22 protein-coding genes and 3 pseudogenes are annotated in these 23,951 nt (G+C 69.0%); 18 read left to right on the top strand and 7 right to left on the bottom strand.

The window, feature by feature from the left end; genetic code table 11:
• Nucleotides 1-119 precede the first annotated feature (119 nt).
• The 8 genes from ACIHFB_RS45560 (at nt 120) to ACIHFB_RS45525 (ending at nt 7,120) form a co-directional block, all read left to right on the top strand.
• Nucleotides 120-764 carry an HAD family hydrolase gene (locus tag ACIHFB_RS45560; protein ID WP_400129967.1) on the top strand — a complete coding sequence of 215 codons (645 nt, stop codon included), beginning with the start codon at nt 120-122 and terminating at the stop codon, nt 762-764.
• A gap of 81 nt (nt 765-845) precedes the next feature.
• On the top strand, nt 846-2,045 hold the full coding sequence (locus tag ACIHFB_RS45555; RefSeq protein ID WP_400129965.1) for an MFS transporter: 1,200 nt from the start codon (nt 846-848) through the stop codon (nt 2,043-2,045).
• Entirely contained in the window at nt 2,014-3,189 is a 1,176-nt protein-coding gene (locus tag ACIHFB_RS45550) for an acetoin utilization protein AcuC (RefSeq protein ID WP_400129962.1), read from the top strand. Before ACIHFB_RS45555 ends, ACIHFB_RS45550 begins: the two co-directional genes overlap by 32 nt.
• Before the next feature lie 82 nt (nt 3,190-3,271).
• Nucleotides 3,272-4,087, top strand: a complete 816-nt coding sequence (locus tag ACIHFB_RS45545; protein ID WP_365288541.1) for a phosphatase — start codon at nt 3,272-3,274, stop codon at nt 4,085-4,087.
• A 129-nt stretch (nt 4,088-4,216) separates the two neighbouring features.
• Entirely contained in the window at nt 4,217-4,429 is a 213-nt protein-coding gene (locus tag ACIHFB_RS45540; RefSeq protein WP_004984898.1) for a helix-turn-helix domain-containing protein, read from the top strand.
• A gap of 155 nt (nt 4,430-4,584) precedes the next feature.
• Complete coding sequence (locus tag ACIHFB_RS45535; RefSeq protein ID WP_003948845.1) at nt 4,585-4,683, top strand: 30S ribosomal protein bS22; 99 nt, start codon at nt 4,585-4,587, stop codon at nt 4,681-4,683.
• A gap of 299 nt (nt 4,684-4,982) precedes the next feature.
• Nucleotides 4,983-6,044, top strand: coding sequence for an NAD-dependent epimerase/dehydratase family protein (locus tag ACIHFB_RS45530; protein WP_365288539.1), 1,062 nt, complete (start codon nt 4,983-4,985; stop codon nt 6,042-6,044).
• A gap of 14 nt (nt 6,045-6,058) precedes the next feature.
• The gene (locus tag ACIHFB_RS45525; RefSeq protein WP_365288537.1) at nt 6,059-7,120 is read left to right on the top strand and encodes a lysophospholipid acyltransferase family protein; all 1,062 of its coding nucleotides are present in this window, start codon (nt 6,059-6,061) and stop codon (nt 7,118-7,120) included.
• Between the two features lie 233 nt (nt 7,121-7,353).
• Here the strand turns inward: ACIHFB_RS45525 and ACIHFB_RS45520 are convergent, their stop codons facing one another.
• The 3 genes from ACIHFB_RS45520 to ACIHFB_RS45510 form a co-directional block, all read right to left on the bottom strand.
• Nucleotides 7,354-8,589, bottom strand: a complete 1,236-nt coding sequence (locus tag ACIHFB_RS45520; protein WP_365288535.1) for a DUF5667 domain-containing protein — start codon at nt 8,587-8,589, stop codon at nt 7,354-7,356.
• Between the two features lie 237 nt (nt 8,590-8,826).
• A complete protein-coding gene (locus ACIHFB_RS45515; protein WP_365288533.1) occupies nt 8,827-9,600 on the bottom strand; it encodes an ECF subfamily RNA polymerase sigma factor, BldN family in 774 nt (257 codons plus the stop codon).
• Between the two features lie 337 nt (nt 9,601-9,937).
• The gene (locus ACIHFB_RS45510) at nt 9,938-10,873 is read right to left on the bottom strand and encodes an HAD family hydrolase (RefSeq protein ID WP_400129958.1); all 936 of its coding nucleotides are present in this window, start codon (nt 10,871-10,873) and stop codon (nt 9,938-9,940) included.
• Nucleotides 10,874-10,986: 113 nt separating this feature from the next.
• Here ACIHFB_RS45510 and ACIHFB_RS45505 point away from each other — a divergent pair, with 113 nt between their 5' ends.
• From ACIHFB_RS45505 to ACIHFB_RS45485, 5 genes are all read left to right on the top strand, one after another.
• Nucleotides 10,987-11,262, top strand: a complete 276-nt coding sequence (locus tag ACIHFB_RS45505) for a glutaredoxin family protein (protein ID WP_400129956.1) — start codon at nt 10,987-10,989, stop codon at nt 11,260-11,262.
• 255 nt (nt 11,263-11,517) lie between these two features.
• A complete protein-coding gene (locus tag ACIHFB_RS45500) occupies nt 11,518-12,282 on the top strand; it encodes a redox-sensing transcriptional repressor Rex (protein ID WP_365288526.1) in 765 nt (254 codons plus the stop codon).
• Nucleotides 12,279-14,012, top strand: coding sequence for a glutamyl-tRNA reductase (locus ACIHFB_RS45495; RefSeq protein ID WP_400129954.1), 1,734 nt, complete (start codon nt 12,279-12,281; stop codon nt 14,010-14,012). The genes ACIHFB_RS45500 and ACIHFB_RS45495 overlap by 4 nt, the downstream gene beginning before the upstream one ends.
• A complete protein-coding gene (hemC, locus tag ACIHFB_RS45490) occupies nt 14,009-14,971 on the top strand; it encodes a hydroxymethylbilane synthase (RefSeq protein ID WP_365288522.1) in 963 nt (320 codons plus the stop codon). The genes ACIHFB_RS45495 and hemC overlap by 4 nt, the downstream gene beginning before the upstream one ends.
• Complete coding sequence (locus tag ACIHFB_RS45485; protein ID WP_365288520.1) at nt 14,968-16,671, top strand: uroporphyrinogen-III synthase; 1,704 nt, start codon at nt 14,968-14,970, stop codon at nt 16,669-16,671. The genes hemC and ACIHFB_RS45485 overlap by 4 nt, the downstream gene beginning before the upstream one ends.
• 45 nt (nt 16,672-16,716) lie before the next feature.
• On the opposite strand, the gene ACIHFB_RS45480 is transcribed toward ACIHFB_RS45485, so the two are convergent.
• Nucleotides 16,717-18,123, bottom strand: a complete 1,407-nt coding sequence (locus tag ACIHFB_RS45480; protein WP_400129950.1) for an FAD-binding oxidoreductase — start codon at nt 18,121-18,123, stop codon at nt 16,717-16,719.
• A gap of 371 nt (nt 18,124-18,494) precedes the next feature.
• Here ACIHFB_RS45480 and hemB point away from each other — a divergent pair, with 371 nt between their 5' ends.
• Nucleotides 18,495-19,487, top strand: a complete 993-nt coding sequence (gene hemB, locus ACIHFB_RS45475) for a porphobilinogen synthase (RefSeq protein WP_365288515.1) — start codon at nt 18,495-18,497, stop codon at nt 19,485-19,487.
• Between the two features lie 9 nt (nt 19,488-19,496).
• On the opposite strand, the pseudogene ACIHFB_RS45470 reads toward hemB, so the two are convergent.
• Nucleotides 19,497-19,715 (bottom strand): annotated as a pseudogene (locus ACIHFB_RS45470) (hypothetical protein); the annotation flags it as partial.
• On the opposite strand from ACIHFB_RS45470, the pseudogene ACIHFB_RS45465 reads away from it, so the two are divergent.
• Nucleotides 19,700-20,125 (top strand): annotated as a pseudogene (locus ACIHFB_RS45465) (transcriptional regulator); the annotation flags it as partial. The pseudogenes ACIHFB_RS45470 and ACIHFB_RS45465 overlap by 16 nt on opposite strands.
• Here ACIHFB_RS45465 and ACIHFB_RS45460 read toward each other — a convergent pair.
• Nucleotides 20,122-20,295 carry a hypothetical protein gene (locus ACIHFB_RS45460; protein WP_365288509.1) on the bottom strand — a complete coding sequence of 58 codons (174 nt, stop codon included), beginning with the start codon at nt 20,293-20,295 and terminating at the stop codon, nt 20,122-20,124. The pseudogene ACIHFB_RS45465 and the gene ACIHFB_RS45460 overlap by 4 nt on opposite strands.
• 266 nt (nt 20,296-20,561) lie before the next feature.
• Here ACIHFB_RS45460 and ACIHFB_RS45455 point away from each other — a divergent pair, with 266 nt between their 5' ends.
• The 3 genes from ACIHFB_RS45455 (at nt 20,562) to ACIHFB_RS45445 (ending at nt 23,785) form a co-directional block, all read left to right on the top strand.
• Nucleotides 20,562-21,770 (top strand): PLP-dependent aminotransferase family protein, encoded by a 1,209-nt coding sequence (locus ACIHFB_RS45455; protein WP_365288507.1) that lies wholly within the window; start codon nt 20,562-20,564, stop codon nt 21,768-21,770.
• Nucleotides 21,771-21,845: 75 nt separating this feature from the next.
• Complete coding sequence (locus ACIHFB_RS45450; protein WP_365288505.1) at nt 21,846-22,673, top strand: AraC family transcriptional regulator; 828 nt, start codon at nt 21,846-21,848, stop codon at nt 22,671-22,673.
• 47 nt (nt 22,674-22,720) lie between these two features.
• Entirely contained in the window at nt 22,721-23,785 is a 1,065-nt protein-coding gene (locus ACIHFB_RS45445; protein WP_400129949.1) for a methyltransferase, read from the top strand.
• An 8-nt stretch (nt 23,786-23,793) separates the two neighbouring features.
• On the opposite strand, the pseudogene ACIHFB_RS45440 reads toward ACIHFB_RS45445, so the two are convergent.
• A pseudogene (locus ACIHFB_RS45440) lies at nt 23,794-23,951 on the bottom strand (IS110 family transposase); the annotation flags it as partial.

Raw genomic sequence — 23,951 nt, 5'->3', positions numbered from 1 at the left:
TACTGCAGGGGGGACCCTGTGGGAGAGTAGGACACCGCCGAACAATCATTGCGAAAACCCCCGTACCGTAAATCGGTACGGGGGTTTTCTGCGTTTGGGGTCGGGCTAGGCTCGTAGCCATGCGCTATGACCTCGTCATCTTTGACAACGACGGAGTGCTCGTCGACAGCGAGCCCATCTCCAACCGGCTTCTGGCTGCCTATCTCACCGAGCTCGGGCACCCGACCTCGTACGAGGAATCCCTTCGCGACTACATGGGCGCCGCTATGCATCGCGTACATGATCTGGTGGAGGAACGGACCGGGCAGCCGTTGCCGGAGGACTTCGATGATGTCTTTCATTCGCGCGTGTTCGCGGCGTTCGAGCGGGAGTTGAAGCCGGTGGCCGGGGCTGTCGGGGTGCTTGAGAAGTTGGTGGCGGACGGGGTGCCGTACTGTGTGGCGTCGTCCGGGAGTCATGAGCGGATTCGGGTGGGGCATCGGACGACAGGGCTGGACCGGTGGTTCGGTGAGGGGCAGATCTTCAGCTCGGAGGATGTGGGGCGGGGGAAGCCGGCGCCTGATCTGTTTCTCTACGCGGCTGGGAAGATGGGGGTCGCGCCGGAGCGGTGTGTGGTGGTGGAGGACAGCCCGTTGGGGGTTCGGGCGGCCGTAGCGGCTGGGATGGACGTGTACGGGTTCACCGCGATGACCCCTGCGGCGAGGCTGTCGGGGGCGACTCGACTCTTCGCCGACATGGGGGAGTTGCTTGACCTGCTGGCGTGAGAGCGCTCCAGGTAAAGCTGAGGGAAATTCATCTTTGGCTGGATATACCCAGCGGTACCCCGGGGCTCTACGCTCGCCGCCATGACTGATGTGCTGCGGCGCGGTAGGGCCTCATTGGCGTTCGGCTTCTTTGCTCAGGGTGTTGCCTTTGCGCTGCTGGTGACGCGCATCCCTGCGATTCAGGACCGGTACGGCGTGTCCGACGCGCTGCTGCCTGCTTTTCTGGCGGCGGTGCCGATTCTCGCCGGGGTCGGGAGCGTCACGACCGAGCGGCTGGTGAAGCGAATACGGCCCAGCGTGGTGCTGCGTTGGTCCCAGCCCGTCGTGCTCCTGGCGCTGCTCGGGGTCGCGGCCGGGGACGGGATGATCGAACTCGGCGTCGCGCTGGGGGCGTTCGGGCTCGCCGTGGGGGCGCTGGACGCGTCGATGAACATGCTCGGGGTGAGTCTCCAGAGGTCGTACGGGCGCAGCATCATGCTCAGCTTCCATGCCGTGTACAGCCTGGGTGGGATTGTGGGGGCCTCGCTCGCGTGGGTGGGGGCGCACTGGGATCTGGCGTTGGCCGTGTCGTACCTGCCGGTTGTGGTGGTGCTGGTGCCGGCCGCGTTGGTGGGGAGTCGGTGGTACGTCGACGGGGCGGCGCCCGAGAAGGAGGCGGCCGTCGCGGAGGGGGAAGGCGGGACCGTTGTCTTCAAGATGCTGTTGCCGCTGTGTCTGGTGATGACCTTCGCGTACATCGGGGACTCGACGGTCTCCAACTGGAGTGCGAAGTATCTCCAGGATGTGCTGGGGAGTTCGGAGCAGCTGGCCACCGTTCCGTACAACGTCTATATGGTGACGACGCTCTTGGGGCGGGCTCTCGGGGACTTCGGGGTGCGGCGGTTCGGGGCCGTGGTGGTCGTACGCGGTGGGGCGCTGGTGGCCGCTGTGGGGTTCGCCGTGGTGGCCGGGGCGCCTGGGGCCTGGGTGGGGATGCTGGGGTTCACCCTGTTGGGGCTGGGGTTGTGTGTGCTGGTACCGCAGACCTTCGCGGCGGCCGGGCGGTTGTTCCCCGGGGCTTCGGATGCGGCCGTGGCGCGGCTGAATGTCTTCAACTATGTGGGGTTCTTGATCGGTTCGCCGTTGGTGGGGGCCTTGGGGGATGCCTGGAGCTACCGCGGGGCCATGCTCGTGCCGATGGTGTTGGTGCTGGTGACGTTCGTGTACGCCCGGTCGTTCGAGGCTCAACCGGACCGATACGGTGGCGGACATGAGCGGCCGCGCACAGCTGATGTGGGATGAGGCAGTAACGGGCTATGACTTCGGGCCGGACCATCCGATGGATCCGGTTCGGCTCGCCCTGACCCGGAGTCTGGTCGATGCCTTCGGGCTCGACCGGGACGTGGACGTCGTGGCCGCCAAGCCGGCCGGCGAGTCGACTCTTCGGCTCGTGCATCGCGAGGACTACATCGCCGCGGTGAAGGCGGCGTCGGAGGATCCCGGGGCGGCGGACGGGTCGTACGGGATCGGGACGTTGGATGATCCGGCGTTCGCCGGGATGCATGAGGTGTCCGCGTTGATCGCCGGGCAGTCGGTGGGGGCCGCGGAGGCCGTGTGGCACGGGGATGTGCTGCATGCGGTGAACTTCGCGGGCGGGCTGCACCATGCGATGCCGGGGGGTGCGTCGGGGTTCTGTATCTACAACGATGCCTCACTTGCCATTGCCCGGTTGCTGGAGCTGGGGGTCGAGCGGGTCGCGTATGTGGATGTCGACGTGCATCACGGGGACGGGGTGCAGGCGGCGTTCTGGGAGGATCCGCGGGTTCTGACGATCTCGCTGCATGAGCATCCTCGGACCTTGTTCCCGCAGACCGGGTGGCCCGAGGAGACGGGGGCGGAGGGGGCCGCGGAAGGGTCGGCGGTGAATGTCGCGCTGCCGGCGGGGACCGGGGACGCGGGGTGGCTGCGGGCGTTTCACGCGGTCGTGCCGGAGTTGGTCGCCGACTTCCGGCCGGATGTGCTCGTCACGCAGCACGGGGCCGATACGCACTTCGAGGACCCGCTGGCCCATCTCGCCGTTTCGCTGGATGCGCAGCGGGCTGTGCAGGTTGCATGCCATGAGCTGGCCCATGAGCACGCCGGGGGGAAGTGGGTCGCCCTGGGTGGGGGCGGATACGCCGTGGTGGATGTGGTGCCGCGGTCCTGGACGCATCTGGTGGCTGTTGCGGCCGGGCGGCCCGTGGAGCCCGAGGCGATGATTCCTGAGGGCTGGCGGCAGGAGGTCTTCGCCCGTACGCGGCAGTTGGGGCCGGCCCGGATGACGGATGGGCGGTGGCCGGTGGCCCACGTCGACTGGGATGCCGGGTACGACCCTGCGGATCGGTTGGATCAGGCGGTGCTGGCCACTCGGCGGGCCGTGTTTCCGCTGCGGGGGATGTTGCCGTAGCGGGTGACATGCCTTACGCCAACTGTGCGGTGTTCCCCCGTTCCCCTGACGGCTCCGGCTCGCGTCCGTCACCATCACACGGGTGTTGACCACCGGCGCCCTGCGCGCGCATCTGTTGGCTGCTCGGCTTGCCGGGACCGTGGCCACGTCCCGGGAGGAGAGCCTGCGGAGCTATCGGCTGTTCGCTGCTCGCGATCCCCGGCTGCTGATCGGGATCGATCCCGAATGGACGTGGAGGCAGCGGGATTTGATCGGGTTGATGGCGGACAAGTGTGGTGTTTCGGCCGATCCGGGATGTATCTCCGGCCATGATGAGATCGATCCTGAGCTGACTTTGGCCGCCCTCGATGCCTTCGCCGATCGGATCGCGGCAGTGGCGCAGCGTGGCGCGCCCGTGCTGCTCGGCACCGGGCATCCGCACCGTCTGCTCGGGTTCTACGCCGCGTTGGCGGACGCGCTGTCGGCGGCTGGATGTGCCGTACTCACACCGGCGCAGGGTCGCTGTGTCGACATAACGACCCGGTTCGGTCTACGCACGTACAACCTTGACTACGTACGAGGAGTCGCGCTGATGCGAGAACCGGATGCCTTCCGCTCCGGTTGTGAGACCGGCGCACACACGCACTCGCCGCTCCCGGTTCGTACCGTACTCGCGGCGGCGGCCGAGGCCGGCGGGCCGTTGCCCGAGTTGGTGATCGGGGATCACGGGTGGGTCTGCGGAGCAGGTCAGCTGGGGTTTGAGGCCATTGGTCTCGCGGATACGGATGACCCTGCCCTCTTCGTGGGGGAGGCCGAGGGGTCCGTGTCCGTCGTCGTTCCACTTGATGACGCTGTGCGGTCTGATTACTACCTGCCGCTTACCCGCTACGTACTCAATCGAGCGTGTCTGTCACAGTAGGCCGCCGATGGGTGCACCTCTTCCCCACTCGCATCACCCGCCCCTACATTGGGGAGTGAGCACGCAACGACGAAGAGTCACCGGAAGGGGAAGCCGGTGACCGTCGAGTGCGGAAGGTTCAGGTGTGTCATGGCTGCAGCTGGCGAGAGGCCTCTGAACGAGGTTCAGTTCCTTACCGTGGCGGAAGTCGCCTCGGTGATGCGAGTGTCGAAGATGACCGTGTACCGACTGGTGCACAGTGGTCATCTGCCCGCGATCCGGGTGGGGCGGTCCTTCCGCGTCCCCGAGCAAGCGGTTCACGAGTACCTTCGCGAGAGTTATGTGGGGGTGGAAACAGCCTGACGACGGAGGTCCGGGGAGATCCTCAGGGCACCATCGGATCTGCCCCGGGCTCCTCGATTACGACCTCAGCGCTCGGACGGGTAGGCTGGCCCCTTGTAGGTCGTATGGGCCCATGGCGCCCAACGCCGAGTGATGAGAAGTGAGCGAGGGTAGTCGTGGGCTCTGTTATCAAGAAGCGGCGCAAGCGGATGGCTAAGAAGAAGCACCGCAAGCTGCTCAAGCGCACGCGCGTTCAGCGTCGCAACAAGAAGTAGTCCAGGGTCCGCAAGGACCAGGACTACCGACGGCGCAACGCCGTGAGAGCGTGTCAGTGGCCCCCCACCACACCCGGTGGGGGGCCACACGCGTCTCGTTACACAGCCGTCCTGTGCGTACGCCTGTCTTTCACATGGCTGGGTCTGTACGTACGCAAGTGGATGGCGTCACTTCGTGCATTGGGTGGTCATCACAGCGCAACATCGACCCGCTAGGTTGGCGGCACACGGGGAACGCGGCAGGGTAACGAGCAGCGGTGTGTCAGGTCTGGACGATTCCTGGAAGGAAGGCGCTGATCTTGGGGAAGGTCGTGCTCGTGACCGGAGTGGCCCGACAGCTGGGGGGCCGGTTCGTACGACGGATCCAGCGTGACCCACAGGTGGACCGGGTGGTCGCCGTGGACGCGGTCCCGCCCGCGCACCATCTGGGCGGTGCGGACTTCATCCAGGCCGACATCCGGCAGCCGACCATAGCCCGCGTACTCGCCGAGACGGCCGCCGACACCGTCGTCCACATGGACGTGACGGCCACCGCGCTCGGCAGCGGCAGCCGGACGACGGTCAAGGAGACCAACGTCATCGGGACGATGCAGCTGCTGGGCGCCTGTCAGAAGTCGCCCAACGTCAAGCGGCTGGTCGTGAAGTCCAGTACGAATGTCTATGGGTCCGCGCCCCGCGATCCGGCCGTCTTCACCGAGACCACCCCTCCCAAGTCCCTGCCCAGCGGCGGCTTCGCCAAGGACACGGTCGAGGTCGAGGGGTATGTACGGGGCTTCGCGCGTCGGCGGCCGGACGTCGCCGTGTGTGTGCTGCGGTTCGCCAACATCCTCGGCCCCACCGCCGACACGCCGCTCGCCTCGTACTTCTCGCTGCCGATCCTGCCGACCGTGTTCGGCTACGACCCCCGGCTCCAGTTCGCGCACGAGGACGACGTGATCGACGTGCTGCGGATCGCCTCGCACGAACCGGAGCGGGGCACGCTCAACAGCGGCACGTTCAACATCGCCGGCGACGGCGTCCTGCTGCTCTCCCAGTGTTCCAGGAGGCTCGGGCGGCCCACTATGCCGTTGCTGCTGCCGGCGGTCACCTGGGCGGGCTCCCTGGTGCGTACGCTGGGCATGACCGACTTCTCGCCCGAACAGATCCGGCTGCTGACCCACGGCCGGGTCGTGGCGACGGACCAGATGCGTGAGACGCTCGGATTCAAGCCGAAGTACACGACCGCCGAGACCTTCGCGGAGTTCGCGCGCAGCCGCGGTCCCGGACTTCTGCCACCGGAGGCCCTCGCGGGGGCCGTCGACCGGATCGCCGCGCTGCCCTTTCCGGGCAGCGGCCACCCCCCGACGCAGAGCGCCAACTGAGGAGCGCATCAACGATGGCGGACGCCAAGGTCATTCCGTTCGATGACGACCGGTCCCGCGGAGGCGCCGTTCAGCGGCCGCCGCGGCGCCGGAGCGCGGGGAACCGGCGCAAGAACGGTGAGCCCGCGCTCGTACGTGAGGTCCAGCCCCTGCCGGGGCGGGCGCTCGCGCAGGATGATGTCCCTGTGACGCGTGAGGAACAGCCGCCCCAGCAGCCCCAGCAGCCCAAGGACGACGGAGGCCTGGAGCGGCGCATCGCGGGGGGCCTGGCCTTCCTGCGCCGCCGCCTGACGGGCGACTACGAGGTGGACGACTTCGGCTACGACGAGGAACTCACCGACCATGTCCTGATGTCCCTGCTGCGCCCGGTGTACGAGAAGTACTTCCGGGTCGAGGTGAAGGGCATCGAGAACATCCCCGCGGACGGTGGCGCCCTGATCGTCGCCAACCACTCCGGGACGCTCCCGCTGGACGGCCTGATGATGCAGGTCGCCGTGCACGACCACCATCCGGACGGCCGCCATCTCCGCCTTCTCGCGGCCGACCTGGTCTTCGTGCTGCCGGTGGTCAACGAACTGGCCCGCAAGCTCGGCCACACCCTGGCCTGCGCCGAGGACGCCGAACGGCTGCTGGCCCAGGGCGAGCTGGTCGGGGTGATGCCGGAGGGCTTCAAGGGCATCGGCAAGCCCTTCAGCGAGCGCTACAAGCTCCAGCGCTTCGGTCGCGGCGGCTTCGTCTCCACGGCACTGCGTCAGGGCACCCCGATCATCCCGTGCTCGATCGTCGGGGCCGAGGAGATCTACCCGATGATCGGCAACGCCAAGACCTTGGCCCGGGTCCTGGGCTTCCCGTATTTCCCGCTGACTCCGACCTTCCCGTGGTTGGGCCCGCTGGGAGCGGTCCCGCTGCCGACGAAGTGGACGATCCAGTTCGGCGAGCCGATCCGCACGGACGGCTATCCCCCGGAGGCGGCGGAGGACCCCATGCTGATGTTCAACCTGACCGACCAGGTCAGGGAACAGATCCAGCACACGTTGTACAAGTTGCTGGTCCAGCGGCGGTCGGTGTTCTTCTGACGCGGCCGGTTGAGTGTGGGTCCTGCCAGTTCGGCGAGGCGATCCGCACGGACGGCTATCCGGAGGCGGCGGTCAGGGAACAGATCCAGCACACCCTCTACAAGCTGCTGGTGCAGCGGCGCTCGGTCTTCTTCTGATCGGTCTTCTTCTGGCCGAGGAAACGTTTGTTGTACGACGATGGGGGCGCCCCTGGTGAGAAGGGCGCCCCCATCGTCGTACTACCGCCGTGACCCCTACTCGACGTCCTCGCCGTTGATGCCGAGTCCGGGCAGGAGGCCCGGGAGCAGCGGTGGAAGCGTGACGTCCGGCTCGGAGCTCGGACTGCTGCTTCCGGAGGGGGAAGCGCTGCCGGGGTTCTTCGGCGGATCGAGCAGGCCGCCGGTGCTGCCACCGAGCAGACCGCCGCCCTCGCTGCCGGAGTTGGACGGCTTGCTGGGCTTCGTGCTGCTGGAACCGCTGCTGCCGTCCGACGAGCCCGTCTTCGCACTCGGTGCCGCGGACCGATCTCCACCGGAGGAACCGGTGGACGTCGAGCCGGAGCCCTGCCGCCGGCTGTCACCGCCGCCGCCCGGGGCCGGAGGCTGCGGAAGCAGGGACTGGAGCGGGGCGACCTCCTGGTCTATGGCGTCGAAGACCGACGACACCTGATCACTCACGTCTCCCAGCTGGACGGGCAGCCGCTCGCGCAGCGCGCCCCAGGCGTCGCGATGCGAGCTCGAGAAGGTGGAGAGGGCCTGGATGGGGCCCAGGGACTCGGGGTCGCGTTCATACGCCGCGCTCAGCAGGCGGTGGCCCTCCGAGGCGTCATGCGTCATTCCCGACAGGGCACGGCGGATCTCGCCGAGTGACTCGTGGTCGAGCTGTCCGCCGCGGTCCCGCTCCATCAGCCGCCGGGCCTCATTGAGCCTGGTCGACGCCTGGTCGAGATAGCTGCGACCGCGCTCGTCGTCCCCGTCGGACATGTAGTTGAGCTTGAAATCCTCTATGCCGCGCTTGAGCCCGTACAGCGAGTCGCCGGGCAGCGCGTCCGAACTCGCGGCGGCGACTCCGCCGAAGGCCCCGGCGGCGACGCCGACACTGAGCCCACCGGCGGTGAGCCCCTTGGCCAGCCTCGTACGCGGGCGCAACTTGCCCAACGGGCTCGCCCGATGGGCACCGCGCCCTCGGGGAGAGCGCTGCGCCGGCATCGAGGGCTCGGTCGCCCCACCGCCCACGGCCCCTTCCTGGAGCATGGCCTCCATCGCGGCCACCAGCTGGGCGCGCTGGACGACCTTGACCTCGGGGTCCATTTCCGGCTTGGGCAGCTCGCCGAGACCGGTCGTGAGGGACAACAGGCGCCCCTGCTCGGTCTCTTCCGCAGCAGCCGCCGCCGAGGCCTCGGACTGCTCGGCCGCCGGGCCCCGGTCGGACTCCTCCAGGGCCTGGGCGAAGGCGTTCGCCCGCCGGTGCGCCGATACGTTCGCGATCACTGGCGGCACCTCCTCTCGTCATGACGGTCGACTCCCCAGGGGGTCCTGAGGGTTGCACGCCCTGACCAAAACCACGCGATCGAGTGATCGAAGACGGCCAGGGAGTGACCACAGGGAGCCTGCATCCCGCACAACGAGTGGCGCGGCACTTGGGTTACGGACGATGGATGATCCGACGGCGGAGTCAACAGACTTTCACTGTAGGTGAGTTGGTGATTGCTGTGTGTATCCGGGCGGTCAGCGGACGTCGTCCGGCAGGAGCCGGGCGAGGGTGCGGACGGCACGGTACTGGAGGGTCTTGATGGCGCCCTCGTTCTTGCCCATCACGCGGGCGGTCTCGGCGACGGAGAGGCCCTGGAGGAAGCGGAGCGTGACGCACTCCTGCTGCTGGGGGTTGAGCCGGCGAACGGCATCCAGCAGTGCGGCATTGGAAAGGGATTCGAGTACCGAATCCTCGGGCGACCGCTCGACCTCATTGGCGTCGAGCATCTCCCCGGTGGTCACCTCCAGCCGGAACCGGCTGGACTTGAAGTGGTCGGCGACGAGATTGCGGGCGATGGTCACCAGCCATGCCCCGAAGTCCCGTCCCTGCCAGGTGAAGGTGCCGATCCTTCTGAGCGCCCGCAGAAAGGTCTCGCTCGTGAGGTCCTCGGCGGTCGCTTTTCCTCCTACCCGGTAATAGATGTACCGATAAACGGTGTCGCTGTATTGGTCATAGAGCCGTCCGAAGGCATCGGCCTCGCCGGCCTGTGCGCGCTCGACGAGATCCATCATGCGCGCGCTGTCGCTGTCCGCTGCCGGACGGCGAGCGGTGGTGGCACCGGTCGAGCGCCCCCGTCTGCTGACGGCGGCGCCGCCGTCGGCGAGCGCGTAGCAGGGGCCGACCGGTGGTGTGGCTACGGCAAGGGCGGGGCCGGCGTACGCGGTGGGGACGAAGCCGCGCAACAGGTCTTGGACCGTTGCGCGCAGCGTAGCCAGGCCCGAGGCGTCAACCCCGACGTGTGGGTACACGGGACTCCCAGAGGCAGAGCTTCCATCACGTGCAGTGCGGGACCGTTCACCCGTCGTAGCGACGGAGGGGTACCGGTTTGCGTCTGAGGAGAATAACGCTTCGTACAGGCATTGCTACGCCCAGTTGCTCAAATCATCGATTCCGTCGCTTCTGTAACCGATTGACGGTCGATCAAGTGCCGCAGCGTGACCGGTTGTTGATCGTCCTTGGTCGGGTTCCGGTCAGGAGCGGGGCGTGTTGTGGCCGTGTGCAGCCAACGCGACTGGATGACGGGGTGCGGGGGTACGACATCTCGATTGGCCGGGGTTCGCGGCGTGGCTCAACGGGCGCTGAGCGCTAGCGCCGGCGCCGGCTGAGCGCGATCGCGGCCGCCGTGCCGCCCGCCACCGCTCCTACGCCGGCCGCGGCCGGGATGCCGACCTTGGCGGCCTTGCGGCCCGTGCGGTAGTCGCGCAGGCGCCAGTCCAGTTCGCGGGCGTGCTTGCGGAGCTTGGTGTCCGGGTTGATGGCGTAGGGGTGGCCGACCAGGGACAGCATGGGGATGTCGTTGTGGGAGTCGCTGTAGGCGGCGCAGCGGGACAGGTCCAGACCCTCCGCCGTGGCAAGCGCCCGCACCGCTTCCGCCTTCGCGGGGCCGTGCAGGGGCTCTCCGACCAGCTTGCCCGTGTACACCCCGTCCACCGACTCGGAGACCGTGCCCAGTGCGCCTGTGAATCCGAGGCGACGGGCGATCACCGTGGCGATCTCCACGGGGGCCGCGGTCACCAGCCACACCTTCTGCCCCGCGTCCAGGTGGGCCTGGGCCAGCGCACGCGTCCCGGGCCACATCCGGTCGGCGAGGTACTCGTCGTAGATCTCCTCGCCGATCGTCATCAACTCGGCCACCCGGTGGCCCTTCACGATCGACAGGGCGGAGTCACGGGCGTCCTGCATGTGCTCGGGGTCCTCGACCCCGGCCAGCCGGAACCACGCCTGCTGCCAGGCGAACCTCGCGAGATCGCGGGTCTCGAAGAACTTCCGCTTGTGCAGGCCTCGTCCGAAGTGGAACAGCGCGGCGCCCTGCATCACGGTGTTGTCGAGATCGAAGAACGCGGCGGCCTTGTCGTCGCCGAGCACGGGGAACTCCGGTTCGTCCTCGTCCTGCTCGGCGGACGGCGGCGGTTCCTGCTCCTGCGTGGTTTTGCGTGCGGCCTCCGCCGAGGCCTCGCCTGCCAACACGCTCCGCGCGGTGGCGGAGCGCCTACGGGGAGTGAGCCATCCAAGAGCGGCCATGGCGTGAGCATAGCCAGTCTGTTCGGTGGTTCCGGAGTCGGGAGGTTTGGTGGCTGTGAACTCTCCGCGACCTTGTCGTTAAACAGTCGTCGTCCTGGCGCGAGAATGGCCCCATGAGTCCTATCTTCCGGCGGCGGGCCGGCTCGCGTGTCCGGTTCGTCACCCTCATCCGCAAGCCGGGCTGCCATCTGTGTGATGACGCACAGTCGGTGATCGAGAAGGTCTGTGCGGAGCTCGGTGTTGCATGGGAGGAGAAGGACATCACCCAGGACCCCCAACTCCACGACCAGTACTGGGAACAGATCCCCGTCGTACTGGTCGACGGAGAGCAGCACACCTTCTGGCGCGTGAACGAGGATCGGTTGCGGAAGGCGCTGACCCAGTACTGACCGACCAGTCCAAGTCGTCCGGAAACTGACTTAGGATCGACGCGACCTGGTCTCGGGGGTGGGGATCGTTGAGGAGAGTGTTCGGTTTTGACCCCCGTATCGGCCCCGAGGGAGCGGTGCGTGACCCCGGTCACGTTGGCCGGGCAAATCGGACACCATCTTTGTGCACGCGTTCACAAAGACATAGCCTGCTTTCGACGGGGCGGTCTGGGTTCGTGTGACCGCCTACAGCCCCGCTCTACCCGCAGGAGCACCGTGGCAACTGGCCGAACTCACCGACCGGCGACCCGTAGCCGAGGGATTCCCGAGGCCACCGTCGCCCGGCTTCCGCTGTACCTTCGCGCGCTGACCGCACTGTCGGAGCGCTCGGTACCCACGGTCTCCTCCGAGGAGCTGGCGGCCGCGGCGGGGGTCAACTCCGCCAAGCTGCGCAAGGACTTCTCGTATCTGGGGTCGTACGGGACCCGGGGTGTCGGCTACGACGTCGAGTATCTCGTCTATCAGATCTCGCGTGAGCTGGGGCTCACCCAGGACTGGCCGGTTGTGATCGTCGGTATCGGTAACCTCGGCGCCGCCCTCGCCAACTACGGCGGGTTCGCTTCCCGTGGCTTCCGGGTCGCCGCGCTCATCGACGCCGATCCGGAGATGGCCGGAAAGCAGATCGCCGGGATCACCGTCCAGCACAGCGACGACATCGAGCGGATCATCTCCGACAACGGCGTCTCGATCGGGGTCATCACCACCCCGCCGGGCGTCGCCCAGCAGGTCTGCGACCGGCTCGTCGCCGCCGGCATCACCTCCATCCTGAACTTCGCGCCGACCGTGCTGTCCGTCCCGGACGGCGTCGACGTCCGCAAGGTCGACCTCTCCATCGAGTTGCAGATCCTCGCCTTCCACGAGCAGCGCAAGGCCGGTGAGGAGGCCGCGTCGTCCGACGGCAGCGGTCCGGTCGCCGCCGTGCGCGGCGAGACCGCCGACAAGGGCCCGGACGGGGACGTACCCGCCGTGATGCCGGCATGAGTCTCCTCGTCGTAGGGCTGAGTCACCGCAGCGCTCCGGTCAGTGTCCTGGAGCGGGCCGCGCTGTCCGAGGACGCCCAGATCAAGCTGTTGCAGGACACGGTCGCCGCCGAGCCGGCCGGTGAGGCCGCCGTCCTCGCCACCTGCAACCGCATCGAGCTGTACGCGGACGTGGACAAGTTCCACGCGGGCGTCGCCGAGCTGTCCACGCTGCTCGCCCAGCACAGCGGGGTCGGCCTCGAGGAACTCACTCCTTACCTGTACGTGCACTACGAGGACCGGGCCGTCCACCATCTCTTCTCGGTGGCCTGCGGGCTGGACTCGATGGTCGTGGGCGAGGGCCAGATCCTCGGCCAGATAAAGGACTCCCTCGCGACGGCGCAGGAGCTGCACACCGCGGGCCGCCTCCTCAACGACCTGTTCCAGCAGGCGCTCAGGGTCGGCAAGCGGGCCCACTCCGAGACCGGAATCGACCGGGCCGGCCAGTCCCTGGTCAGCTTCGGCCTGGAGCAGCTGGCCGTCGGGATGCCGGTCGACGCCTGGGTCCGCGGCAAGAAGGCCCTGGTGATCGGCGCCGGTTCGATGTCCTCGCTGGCCGCCGCGACGCTCGCGCGCGCCGGGGTCGCCGAGATCGTCATCGCCAACCGCACTCACGACCGCGCCGAGCGCCTCGCCCAGATACTCACCGAGGGCGACGACACGGACGTGCTGGCCCGCGCGGTACCGATGGATTCGGTGCCGGTCGAGCTGACACGTGCCGACGTCGCGGTGTCCTGCACGGGGGCGACGGGGCTGGTGCTGGCGGCGGAGACGGTTGCCGCGGCCGTTGACGGGCGGGTGCCGGACGTTGGAGCGGGCCAGGGGGAGGTCGCGCAGCCCGGCGCTCACGGGGTGCCGCCTCTCTTGGGGACGGGAGCCGCCCCAGCGGCACGACTGCCCGCAGGCTCTGCCGGCGATGAGAACTGTCCGCTCGATCTGGCCGCCGTTCAGCCCGGCTTCTCTGTCATGGGTGAAGCCGCTGTGGCCGGCATGGACGCCGCCACGCTGGAGCAGCACGCCGCGTGGGTCGCCGGAAGTGCCGTGGACCGGCGTGAGGCGGGCCGTCGTACGCCCGAAGCCGATGCCGAGCTGATCACCGCGCTCGCCGCGACCGCGGCCACCGCCGGGCGGATCCCCGAGCGGCGCAGGCCCGAGCCGGTCCCGGCCGTGCCGCAGCCCGAGCCGGTGCTGTTCCTGCTGGACCTGGCGATGCCGCGCGACATCGACGCGGCCGTGCACCGGCTCGCCGGTGTGCGTCTCGTCGACATCGAGTCGCTCGCCGAGGCCTCCGCGGACGCCCCGATGGCGGCCGACGTCGACCAGGTCCGCCGAATCGTCTCCGACGAGGTCGAGGCCTTCGGAGCGGCGCTGCGGGCCGCGCACATCACGCCTACCGTGGTGGCCCTGCGGACGATGGCCGCCGATGTGGTGGCGAACGAGATCGCCCGGCTCGAAGGACGGCTGCCCGGCCTCGACGACAAGCACCGGGCGGAGATCACCCAGACCGTGCGGCGCGTCGTCGACAAGCTGCTGCACGCGCCGACCGTACGGGTCAAGCAGCTCGCGGCCGAACCCGGCGGCGCCGGGTACGCGGACGCGCTGCGCACCCTGTTCGACCTCGACCAGGAGACGGTGGCCTCCGTCTCCCGCGCCGAGGACAGCACCAGCAAGAAAGACCGAGGCTCGGCATGAGTGACGACAAGGCCCTGAGACTGGGGACCAGGCGAAGCAGACTCGCCCTGGCCCAGTCCGGGCAGGTGGCAGAGGCCGTGAGCCAGGTGACCGGACGGCCCGTCGAGCTCGTCGAGATCACCACGTACGGCGATGTCTCCCGTGAGCAGCTCCAGCAGATCGGCGGCACGGGAGTCTTCGTGACCGCGCTGCGGGAGGCGCTGCTGAAGGGGGAGGTCGACTTCGCGGTTCATTCGCTGAAGGACCTGCCGACCGGGCAGCCGGACGAGCTGGCGCTGGCCGCCGTCCCGCTGCGCGAGGACCCGCGGGACGTGATCGTCGCCCGGGACGCGCTGAAGTTCACCGACCTGCCGCGCGGGGCGCGCATCGGTACGGGTTCGCCGCGGCGCATGGCCCAGCTGAACGCGTATGCACGCACCCATGGGCTGGATATCGAGACGGTTCCGATTCGCGGGAATGTGGATACGCGGGTCGGCTTCGTGCGCGATGGTGTGCTCGATGCGGTAGTGCTTGCTGCGGCTGGACTGCAGCGGATCGGCCGTATCGACGAAGTGACCGACTTTCTGTCGGTCGACACGGTTTTGCCCGCCCCCGGCCAGGGGGCACTCGCGATCGAGTGTGCCGCGGACAACGCGGACCTCATCGCAGCGCTCGCGGAGTTCGACGACCCGTTCACGCGGGTCGCCGTGACTGCCGAGCGGTCACTGCTCGCCGCCCTGGAGGCCGGTTGCAGCGCCCCTGTGGGCGCGCTGGCCGACCTTTTGGCCGACGGGCAGATTGTCAAGGAAATGCGCCTGCGTGGCGTCGTCGGCACGACCGACGGCTCGCGGATGGTGCAGTTGTCCACCACCGGTCCCGTGCCCGAGACGTACGACCAAGCAATGGCGCTCGGCCGTGAACTCGCTGCCGAGATGCTTGCCCAGGGCGCGGCCGGTCTGATGGGGGAGCGAGCACAGTGAGCCCCACCAACCTTCCCGCCGGTCCGGAACACGGGCACGTCACCTTCCTTGGTGCCGGACCCGGGGATCCGGGACTACTGACTCTGCGCGCCGTCGACGCGCTGGCGAACGCGGACGTTCTCGTCGCCGAGCACGAGGTGCTCGACGTCGTACGCGCTCATGCCAGGTCCGGCGTCGCCGTCGTGAACACGGACCCGGGTCCTTCGTCGGACCCGCTACCGGGCACAGGCACGCCTCAGCTGACGGTTGTTGACGGTTCGTCAACAACCGCTGGGGGCCCCGTCGTGCGGGATGCCGCACATCTTGTCATGGAGGCCGCACGGGGCGGCAGGCGGGTCGTGCGTGCGGTTTCCGGGGACCCGGGACTAGATACGTACGCCGCTGAGGAAATGCTCGCCTGCGCCGCCGCGGGTGTGCCGTTCGAGGTTGTGCCGGGTGTCGCGGCTGTTGTCGGGGTGCCCGCTTATGCGGGTGTTCCGCTGCGGGACGCCCAAGGCGCCGATGTGCGGTTCGTTGATGCGCGGACGGCGTCCGACCGGTGCTGGACCGAGGTCGGCGCGTCGGACGGCACGGTCGTCGTGTCGACGACGCTGGATTCGGTGGCTGCGGCTGCGGGGGAGCTGGTTTCGGCCGGGCGTAAGCCTGATACGCCGATGACGGTGACTGTCGCCGGTACCACTACTCGGCAGCGGACCTGGACCGCCACGCTGGGGACCATCGCGCAGACGCTGAAGCAGGCGAAGGTGCTGCCCTCGCCCGAGGGCGGGCGGCCCGTGATAGCCGTGGTCGGGGAGCGTTCCGCCGCGGCTCAGCGTGAGCAGCTGTCGTGGTTCGAGTCCAAGCCGCTGTTCGGCTGGAAGGTGCTCGTGCCGCGGACCAAGGAGCAGGCGGCTTCGCTTTCCGACCAGCTGCGGTCGTACGGCGCCGTACCGCACGAGGTGCCGACGATCGCCGTCGAGCCGCCGCGGACGCCTCAGCAGATGGAGCGGGCGGTCAAGGGGCTGGTGACCGGGCGGTACGAGTGGATCGCCTTCACCTCGGTGAACGCGGTCAAGGCCGTTCGGGAGAAGTTCGAGGAGTACGGGCTTGATGCGCGTGCCTTCGCCGGGATCAAGGTCGCCGCGGTGGGGGAGCAGACCGCCAAGGCGCTGGTTGCCTTTGGTGTGAAGCCGGATCTGGTGCCCAGTGGTGAGCAGTCGGCGGCTGGGTTGTTGGAGGACTGGCCTCCTTATGACCCGGTCTTCGATCCGATCGACCGGGTGTTCCTGCCGCGTGCCGACATCGCGACCGAGACGTTGGTCGCCGGGCTGATCGAGCTCGGGTGGGAGGTCGACGACGTCACGGCCTATCGGACCGTGCGTGCGTCGCCGCCGCCTGCGGAGACTCGGGAGGCGATCAAGGGCGGTGGGTTCGATGCCGTGCTGTTCACCTCGTCCTCTACGGTGCGGAATCTCGTTGGTATCGCCGGGAAGCCGCACAACGTGACCGTGATCGCCTGTATCGGGCCCGCTACCGCGAAGACCGCCGAGGAGCATGGGCTTCGGGTGGATGTCATGGCTCCTGAGCCGTCCGTGCTGAAACTGGCCGAGGCGTTGGCCGACTTCGGGTTGCGGCGTCGGGCTGCTGCGGTGGAGGCGGGGGATCCGGTGACTCGGCCCAGTGAGCGGCGGCCGGGGGCTCGGCGGCGGCGTACGACGTAGCGAACGGCTCGGGCGGTGGCGGAACGGCTGTGAGGTGTGGTGGCGCTATGCCGGTGTCACCGTGTGGCCGTAGCGCAGGAGGTTCTTCGGGTCGTACGTCGCCTTGTCCTGGCGCAGGCGGTCGTAGACCTCCGGCGTCCAGGCTCGGGCGCGGTCCGATTCGTCGCCCGGGCAGCCGTGGATGTTGACCATGGAGCGGCCCGTGCCGTACGGGGCCATCGCCGTGTTCAGGGCTGCCGTGGCCGTTTCTACGGCCTCGGCTGCCTCCTGGCTCGGGATGACGGCGACCGTTTCCATCAGGTGGGTCGCGTCGCGGGCGCAGATCGCGTCCTCGTGGGTCGTGGTGCGGGACAACGCGCCGCCCATGTGGCGCAGTTCGACGATCAGCAGGGGGTAGTCGGAGGGTGCCGTGGGGCCCGACTGCGCCAGCAGTGTGTCCACGGCCTCGGGGGTGAGGTCGGCTAGTAGTGCGCAGGACTCCCTTGCGGGTAGCGGGTCCTGGGGTTCCGCGTATATCGAGTCAACGGCTGTGTAGTCCATCTCGTCTACCGTGTCGAACACGACCGGGGCGGCCGCGCGGATCGGGGCGAGGAGGCGGCTGCCGTCGTCCGGATCGCCGGTCCAGGCGATCGCGACGCGGGCCCAGAAGCGGCCTCGCAGTGGCTCGGGGATCGTCGGGAGCGGGGGGAGCCGGAGCAGTGTGAACGCCGAGCACATCTGGGTCGGGACGGTGGTTGTCCAGTCGGCCCAGGCTCGCAGGAGGGGTTCTGCGTGTTCGCCGGCGCAGTAGATGCCGCCGCCGAGGATGCGGGACAGCGGGATCAGCTCGGTCACGAGGGATGTGACTACGCCTACGTTGCCCTTGCCGCCGCGCAGGGCCCAGAACAGCTCCGGCTCGCGGATCGCGTTCACCTCGCGGAGGACGCCGTCGGGCGTGACGACCTGGAAGGACTGGACCAGGTCGGAGGCGTATCCGTAGGTCCGGCCGAGGACCGGGAGTCCGCCGCCGAGCGTGTAGCCGATCACGCCCGCGTCCGTGGACGAGCCGTTGAGCGCGGCGAGGCCGTGGGGGGCGCCGGCCTCCAGGACGTGGCGCCACTTCGCGCCCGCGGCGATCCTTGCGGTGCGGTCGGTGGGGTTGATCTGTACGTCCGTCATGCGGGACGTGTTGATCAGGAGGCCGCTGTCGATCGGGAAGTTGGCGCCGTGGCCGGTGCCCTGGACGGATACCGGGGTGTTGGTGGCTGCGGCCCAGCGCATCGCGGCGACTATGTCGCCGGCGCTCGTTGCGCCGATGACCAGGTCCGGGATGTGGCGGGCGGCCAGGTTGAAGCCGGTGACCTCGTCGGCGTAGCCGTCGTCCGCGGGGCGTAGGACCGGGCCGTCGATGTCGGAGAGGGCGAAGAGGTCGGGGGTGTCGTGGGGGTGGTGGGGGTGGTGGGCGGTGGTCATCGGGTCCTCCCCGTGGGGGTGCTCGGGGGGCTTGTTCTTTCAGCTTGGACCCGTGGGGCGTGGGGCGCATTCGGGTGGGTGGGGGGTCGGGGACGTGGGGGGGGGGGGGGGGGGGGGGGGGGCGCGGGCCCCGGGGGGGGGGGGGGCCCCGGGGGGGGGGGGGGGGGGGGGGGCACGTGGCGGGGGTGTCCGTCCTCGGAACGGCGCGAAATCGGTCTCTTGGAAACGTGCCCTTGTTGACGCGCCAACCGCTGCGGGCGGACACCCCCGCCACGTCCCCTTGCCGCCGTACTCGGCTGCGGGTCGCTCGTGGTGTCTGTCTCGACGGCTCGTCGGCAAAGGTGGGGGGCGGGCGGGCGTAGCCTCGTGGCATGACGAAGTACGGTTCCTTTCCCGGTACGCGGCCCCGTCGGCTGCGGACCACGCCTGTCATGCGACGGATGGTTGCCGAGACTCGGCTGCATCCGGCCGACTTCATCCTTCCCGCGTTCGTGCGGGAGGGCGTGAGTGAGCCGGTGGCGATCGCGAGCATGCCCGGGGTCGTGCAGCACACTCGGGACAGCCTGAAGAAGGCGGCCGCCGAGGCTGTGGCGGCGGGGGTCTCCGGGATCATGCTGTTCGGGGTGCCGGAGGAGTCCAAGAAGGATGGTCTGGGGACTCCTGGGACCGATCCGGACGGGATTTTGCAGGTCGCCATTCGGGATGTTCGGGCCGAGGTCGGCGATGAGCTGCTGGTGATGTCCGATCTGTGTCTCGACGAGACCACTGATCACGGACATTGCGGGGTGCTCGACGATCAGGGGCGGGTCGACAATGACGCCACCCTTGAGCGGTATGCCGAGATGGCCCAGGTGCAGGCCGATGCCGGGGCGCATGTCGTCGGGCCCAGCGGGATGATGGACGGGCAGATCGGGGTCGTCCGGGATGCCCTCGATCAGATCGGGCGTGAGGACGTGGCGATTCTTGCCTACACCGCCAAGTACGCGTCTGCTTTCTACGGGCCCTTCCGGGAGGCTGTTGCCTCGTCCTTGCAGGGGGACCGGAAGACCTATCAGCAGGATTCCGCCAATGCGCGCGAGGCACTGCGGGAGTTGGCCCTCGATCTGGAAGAGGGTGCCGACATGGTGATGGTCAAGCCTGCCGGGCCCTATCTCGACATCCTGGCGCGCGTCGCTGATGTCGCGGATGTGCCGGTCGTCGCCTATCAGATCTCCGGCGAGTACTCGATGATCGAGGCCGCCGCCGAGAAGGGCTGGATCGACCGGGACCGGGCGATCCTGGAGACGCTGACCGGGATCAAGCGGGCCGGTGCGCGGAACATCCTCACCTACTGGGCGACCGAAGCGGCCCAGAAGGTGAGGTAGTCGGCCGCGTCAGCTCAGGGCGCCTTCCATGTTCTGCTGCCAGTAGGTGACGAACATCGAGCTGTCGTAGTAGAAGCCCTTGGGCGGCACCGTCGGAGTCGCGGAGGCGCCGCCGGAGCTGTTCGGGGTCTTGCCCTGAAACGCGACCGTGAGCTTCTTGGCGGTGGTGCCGCCGCTGCCGTCGGCCGACGCGAGGAGGACGCCCGCGTAGCCGGGGCACCGGGGAGCAGACCGTGGTTCTGGACAAGTTGACCGTCCATGTGGTCGGCAGGGACACGCCGCCGGCCTGGAACGACTATGTGATGGGCGTCGGCTGCGGTGGCAGTGTGCCGACCCGGCCCTTCACCGTTGCCCTGGACGCGGCCCGTCCGGCTGTCGTGGCCGGGTCGGGGCAGAGCGACTTTCCGCTGAAGGTGAGCGAGTCGGATCCGGAGGTCCTCCGCATCACGGCCGACGCCTCGGCGTACGACGTGCGCTGGTACCTGGAGCTGGACTGGTCCAGTGGCCCGCGGAAGGGCACGTTGGTCATCGATGACGGCGGTGAGCCGTTCCGTACGAGCGGCAACAACGGCCGGCCCGCGTACGAGTTTCCGCTGGGCGGCGAGGAGTGGGTCGAGTCGCCCGAGCAGGGGTCCTAGCGGTCCTCGGCGGGGGTGGTGGCCGTCGAGGTCGTCATGGCCGACGGGCCCTCGTCGCGCAGGCCCTCGCCGTCCTCGCACCCGGTGAGCAAGCCCGTGAGCACGAGGGTGGCGAGCGCGGCCGTCGTCGCGGCGAGCAGCCCGGTGCGGGCGGCGGGGCGTGCGGACATGGTGGCCCTTTCGGTGGTGGGTGCCGGGGGATGGTTTCAGCTTGCGTGGTGATCGGCCGTCGTCGCCAGTCCCGGCCGGGGATTCGGGACGCGGGACGGTTGGGATGGGCGCTGAGCTGGGGGAAGTTTCCTTTTCTGGGATGGGGGGTGGGACGGGCGTGCGGGGTGGGGCGTCGTCCGTATCGCGGAAACCTGCTTGTAGGTGGCATGTGGTTTTTTAGGGTGCGGGCAGGAAAAGAGCCGTCATCGCCCCTGGGAGCCGCCACGTGACCGTCGTCGAGCCTGCGCCGTCGTCCAGCCCTGTTCCGCCGCTCGCCGCGCGGGCGCGCTCCATCGGTGGTTCGCCGGTACGGGACATCCTGGCCGTCACCGCCCGGCCCGAGGTGATCAACTTCGCGGGCGGGCTGCCTGCGCCGGAGCTCTTCGACGTGGAGGGGATCGCGGCGGCCTACCGGGATGTCCTCGCGGAGGCGGGGCCGCGGGCTTTGCAGTACTCCACGACCGAGGGGGAGCCGGGGCTGCGGGCCGCGCTCGCCGGACGTATGTCCGTGCGGGGGCTCGTCACGGATGCCGACGATGTGCTGGTGACGACCGGTTCGCAGCAGGCGCTGTCCCTGCTCGCGACCGCGCTGGTGGAGCCCGGTGACACGGTCCTGGTCGAGAACCCCTGCTATCTGGCGGCACTCCAGGCCTTCGGGTTCGCGGGTGCGCGGGTGGTGGCCGTGCCGGGCGACGGGGACGGTCTCGATCCTTCGGCGCTGGAGGAGTTGGTGGTGCGGGAGCGGCCGAAGGTCCTGTACACCGTCCCCACGTTCCAGAACCCGACCGGGCGCACCATGTCCGTCGAACGCCGGGCCGGTGTGGCTTCCGTCGCCGCCCGGCACGGACTGTGGATCGTCGAGGACGACCCGTACGGCGAACTGCGCTTCGAGGGTGAGCGGGTGCCGTGGATCGCCTCCTGCGCGGGCGCGGAGGACCGTACCGTCCTGCTCGGCTCCTTCTCCAAGGTGATGGCGCCGGGCCTGCGGCTGGGCTGGTTGCGGGCGCCGGGCGAGTTGCGGCGGGCCTGCGTGGTCGCCAAGCAGGCCGCCGATCTGCACACCCCGACCGTCAATCAGCTCGCCGCCGCCCGGTATCTGGCTGACCGGGATCTGGACGGTCATGTGGCCCGCGTGGCGCGCGTCTACGGCGAGCGGCGCGACGCCATGCTCGCTGGGCTGGCCGAGGCCCTTCCGCCGGGGTCCACGTGGAGCCGTCCCGAGGGCGGCATGTTCCTCTGGGCCCGGCTGCCGGAGTCGTACGACACGACGGCACTGCTGGGGAAGGTGGTGCAGCAGGATGTGGCGTACGTCCCGGGCGCGCCCTTCTACGCCGGTGAGCCGGAGCGTTCGACGCTGCGGCTGTGCTTCGTGACGCAGACGCCGGAGACGATCGGGGAGGGGCTCAGGAGGCTGGGGAAGGGGTTGCGGGGCTAGGGGCCGGCAAGGGGGAGGGGGGCTCTCGGAATTTTCGTCCAAGACAGGGGCGCCCGAGTCGGCGATGTTAGAGGCATGCGCAGTGACGAGGTGGGGGTCGAGCCAGTGGACCGCGATGTCGAGAACGGCTGGGAAGTCGCCCGGCCCGTCGGTGGTACCTCCGTCGACGGTGTGTCTATGGCCGGGTTCCGCGACCGGGTTGCCGCCGGGCTGGATCTGAAGGTGCTTCCTCAGCCCGCCGTGATCGTCATCGTCGGGCTCGGGGACGATCCGCTCACCGTCGAGGGCAGCCATGGACGGCGGCCCTTGAACAGCTTCGTTGCCGCCTTGGCGCCCGGTCCGGCCCGGATTCGCGGTGAGCGGGTCGAGTGCATCGAGATGCGCTTGTCGCCCCGGGCCGCCCACGGGCTGCTGGGCGTCTCCCTGCGCGAGCTGGACGGGGCCGTCACCGGTCTCGACGAACTGTGGGGGCGGCACGAGCGACGACTGCGCGAGCGGCTGACCGATGCCGGGGCATGGCAGGAACGCCTCACGGTGATGGACGAGTTTCTCAGGGAGAGGGCTTCTCGGGCACCCGCAATGGCGCCTGAGGTTGCCGCTGTCTGGGACCACATCGTGGCGCAGCGCGGCCGGGTACGGGTCGGTGACCTCGCCGCGTCCTGCGGATGGAGCCGTAAGCGGCTGTGGTCCAGGTTCAGTGCTCAGGTCGGGCTCACCCCCAAACGCGCCGCCATGCTGGTCCGCTTCGACCACGCCGCCCGAGCGCTCTGCGCGGGCGAGAACGCCGCCGATGTCGCCCTGGCCTGCGGGTATGTCGACCAGCCTCATCTCCATCGCGATGTCATGGCCTTCGCCGGATGCACGCCGGGCGCGTTGGCCGAGAGGGCGACGTCCGTCAGCTGACCGGCGCGCTGCTGAAACGACTGGCTCATCGAGGAAGGAACACTCCTGTGGCGAACACGCATGTCCACACACCGGATGCGGGCGACCGCGACCTTGTCGTCCGGCTCGTCTTCGGGACCATGGCCGCGCAAACCGTGCGCGCGGCCGTCCAGTTGAGGGTCGTCGAGCTGATCGGCGACAAAGAGCGTCTGGCTGCCGACGTGGCCGCCGACGCCGGGGCCGAGGCCCAGGCCATGACCCGGCTGCTGCGGGCGCTGGCCGGTCTCGGCCTGCTGGTGGAGCACACGCCTGATTCCTTCTCGGTGACCCCGACGGGCAACCTCCTCGACTCCCGGCGGCCCGACTCGCTCACGTCTTTGGTACGGGTCTTCACCGAGCCGGCGATCGCGCGTGCCTGGGAGCATCTGGACGGCAGTGTCCGTACCGGCGATGTCGCCTTCGACGCCGTCTTCGGCACGGATTTCTTCAGCCATCTCGCCCAGAATCCTGAGCTGTCCGCGGAGTTCAACGCGGCGATGAGCCAGGCCGCCGGGGCGACCGCCGCCGCGCTGCCGTTCGCCTACGACTTCGGCCGGTTCACCGCGGTCACGGACGTCGGTGGAGGGGATGGAACCGTCCTGGCCGGAGTCCTCGACGCGCATCCGGGTCTCACCGGTGTCCTCTACGACACGGCGGAGGGGCTGGCCCAAGCCGGGCAGGCGCTGAAGCGGCAGGGGGTGAGGGAACGCTGCTCGCTGGTCGCCGGGGATTTCTTCCGGTCGGTGCCCGAGGGCTCGGACCTGTACATGATGAAGAGCGTCCTGCATGACTGGTCGGACGATCAGGCGGTGACGATCCTGAGCCACTGCCGCGCGGTGCTGCCTGACGGTGGCCGCGTCCTGATCGTGGAGCCCGTGCTTCCCGAGGTCGTCGACACCGGCACCGATGCCCATGCCGCCGACGACGGGATCACTTATCTGAGCGACCTCAACATGATGGTGAACCTGGGCGGCAGGGAACGCACACGCAAGGACTTCGAGGAGGTGTGCCGCCGGGCGGGACTGTCCGTCACATCGGTCACCGCGCTGACGGAGGCCGCGCCGTTCTCCCTCATCGAGGCCGTGGCTTCCTAATGCTGTTGTCAAGCGGCCGAGGTCACTGGCGGTGCGACTTGGTAGCACCGCCGGTCACGGATCAGGGCCCGGAGGACGTTGACGCGTCGTCGGGCGAGGGCGAGTACGGCCTGGACGTGCTTCTTGCCCTCGGCGCGTTTGCGGTCGTAGAACCTCCGCGAGTTGG

The organism is Streptomyces sp. NPDC051963, from assembly GCF_044593495.1.
GTDB lineage: Bacteria > Actinomycetota > Actinomycetes > Streptomycetales > Streptomycetaceae > Streptomyces.
The sequence above is the reverse complement of the archived record's forward strand: the minus strand, read 5'-3'. Positions and strand labels throughout refer to the sequence as shown.

What these genes read in the sequence shown, in the direction of transcription:
- ACIHFB_RS45560 (WP_400129967.1), top strand. Translation starts at nt 120, where the DNA reads ATGCGCTATGACCTCGTCATCTTTGACAACGACGGAGTGCTCGTCGAC.
- ACIHFB_RS45555 (WP_400129965.1), top strand. Translation starts at nt 846, where the DNA reads ATGACTGATGTGCTGCGGCGCGGTAGGGCCTCATTGGCGTTCGGCTTC.
- ACIHFB_RS45550 (WP_400129962.1), top strand. Translation starts at nt 2,014, where the DNA reads ATGAGCGGCCGCGCACAGCTGATGTGGGATGAGGCAGTAACGGGCTAT.
- ACIHFB_RS45540 (WP_004984898.1), top strand. Translation starts at nt 4,217, where the DNA reads ATGGCTGCAGCTGGCGAGAGGCCTCTGAACGAGGTTCAGTTCCTTACC.
- ACIHFB_RS45525 (WP_365288537.1), top strand. Translation starts at nt 6,059, where the DNA reads ATGGCGGACGCCAAGGTCATTCCGTTCGATGACGACCGGTCCCGCGGA.
- ACIHFB_RS45510 (WP_400129958.1), bottom strand. Translation starts at nt 10,873, where the DNA reads ATGGCCGCTCTTGGATGGCTCACTCCCCGTAGGCGCTCCGCCACCGCG.
- ACIHFB_RS45505 (WP_400129956.1), top strand. Translation starts at nt 10,987, where the DNA reads ATGAGTCCTATCTTCCGGCGGCGGGCCGGCTCGCGTGTCCGGTTCGTC.
- ACIHFB_RS45495 (WP_400129954.1), top strand. Translation starts at nt 12,279, where the DNA reads ATGAGTCTCCTCGTCGTAGGGCTGAGTCACCGCAGCGCTCCGGTCAGT.
- hemC (WP_365288522.1), top strand. Translation starts at nt 14,009, where the DNA reads ATGAGTGACGACAAGGCCCTGAGACTGGGGACCAGGCGAAGCAGACTC.
- ACIHFB_RS45480 (WP_400129950.1), bottom strand. Translation starts at nt 18,123, where the DNA reads ATGACCACCGCCCACCACCCCCACCACCCCCACGACACCCCCGACCTC.
- hemB (WP_365288515.1), top strand. Translation starts at nt 18,495, where the DNA reads ATGACGAAGTACGGTTCCTTTCCCGGTACGCGGCCCCGTCGGCTGCGG.
- ACIHFB_RS45460 (WP_365288509.1), bottom strand. Translation starts at nt 20,295, where the DNA reads ATGTCCGCACGCCCCGCCGCCCGCACCGGGCTGCTCGCCGCGACGACG.
- ACIHFB_RS45450 (WP_365288505.1), top strand. Translation starts at nt 21,846, where the DNA reads ATGCGCAGTGACGAGGTGGGGGTCGAGCCAGTGGACCGCGATGTCGAG.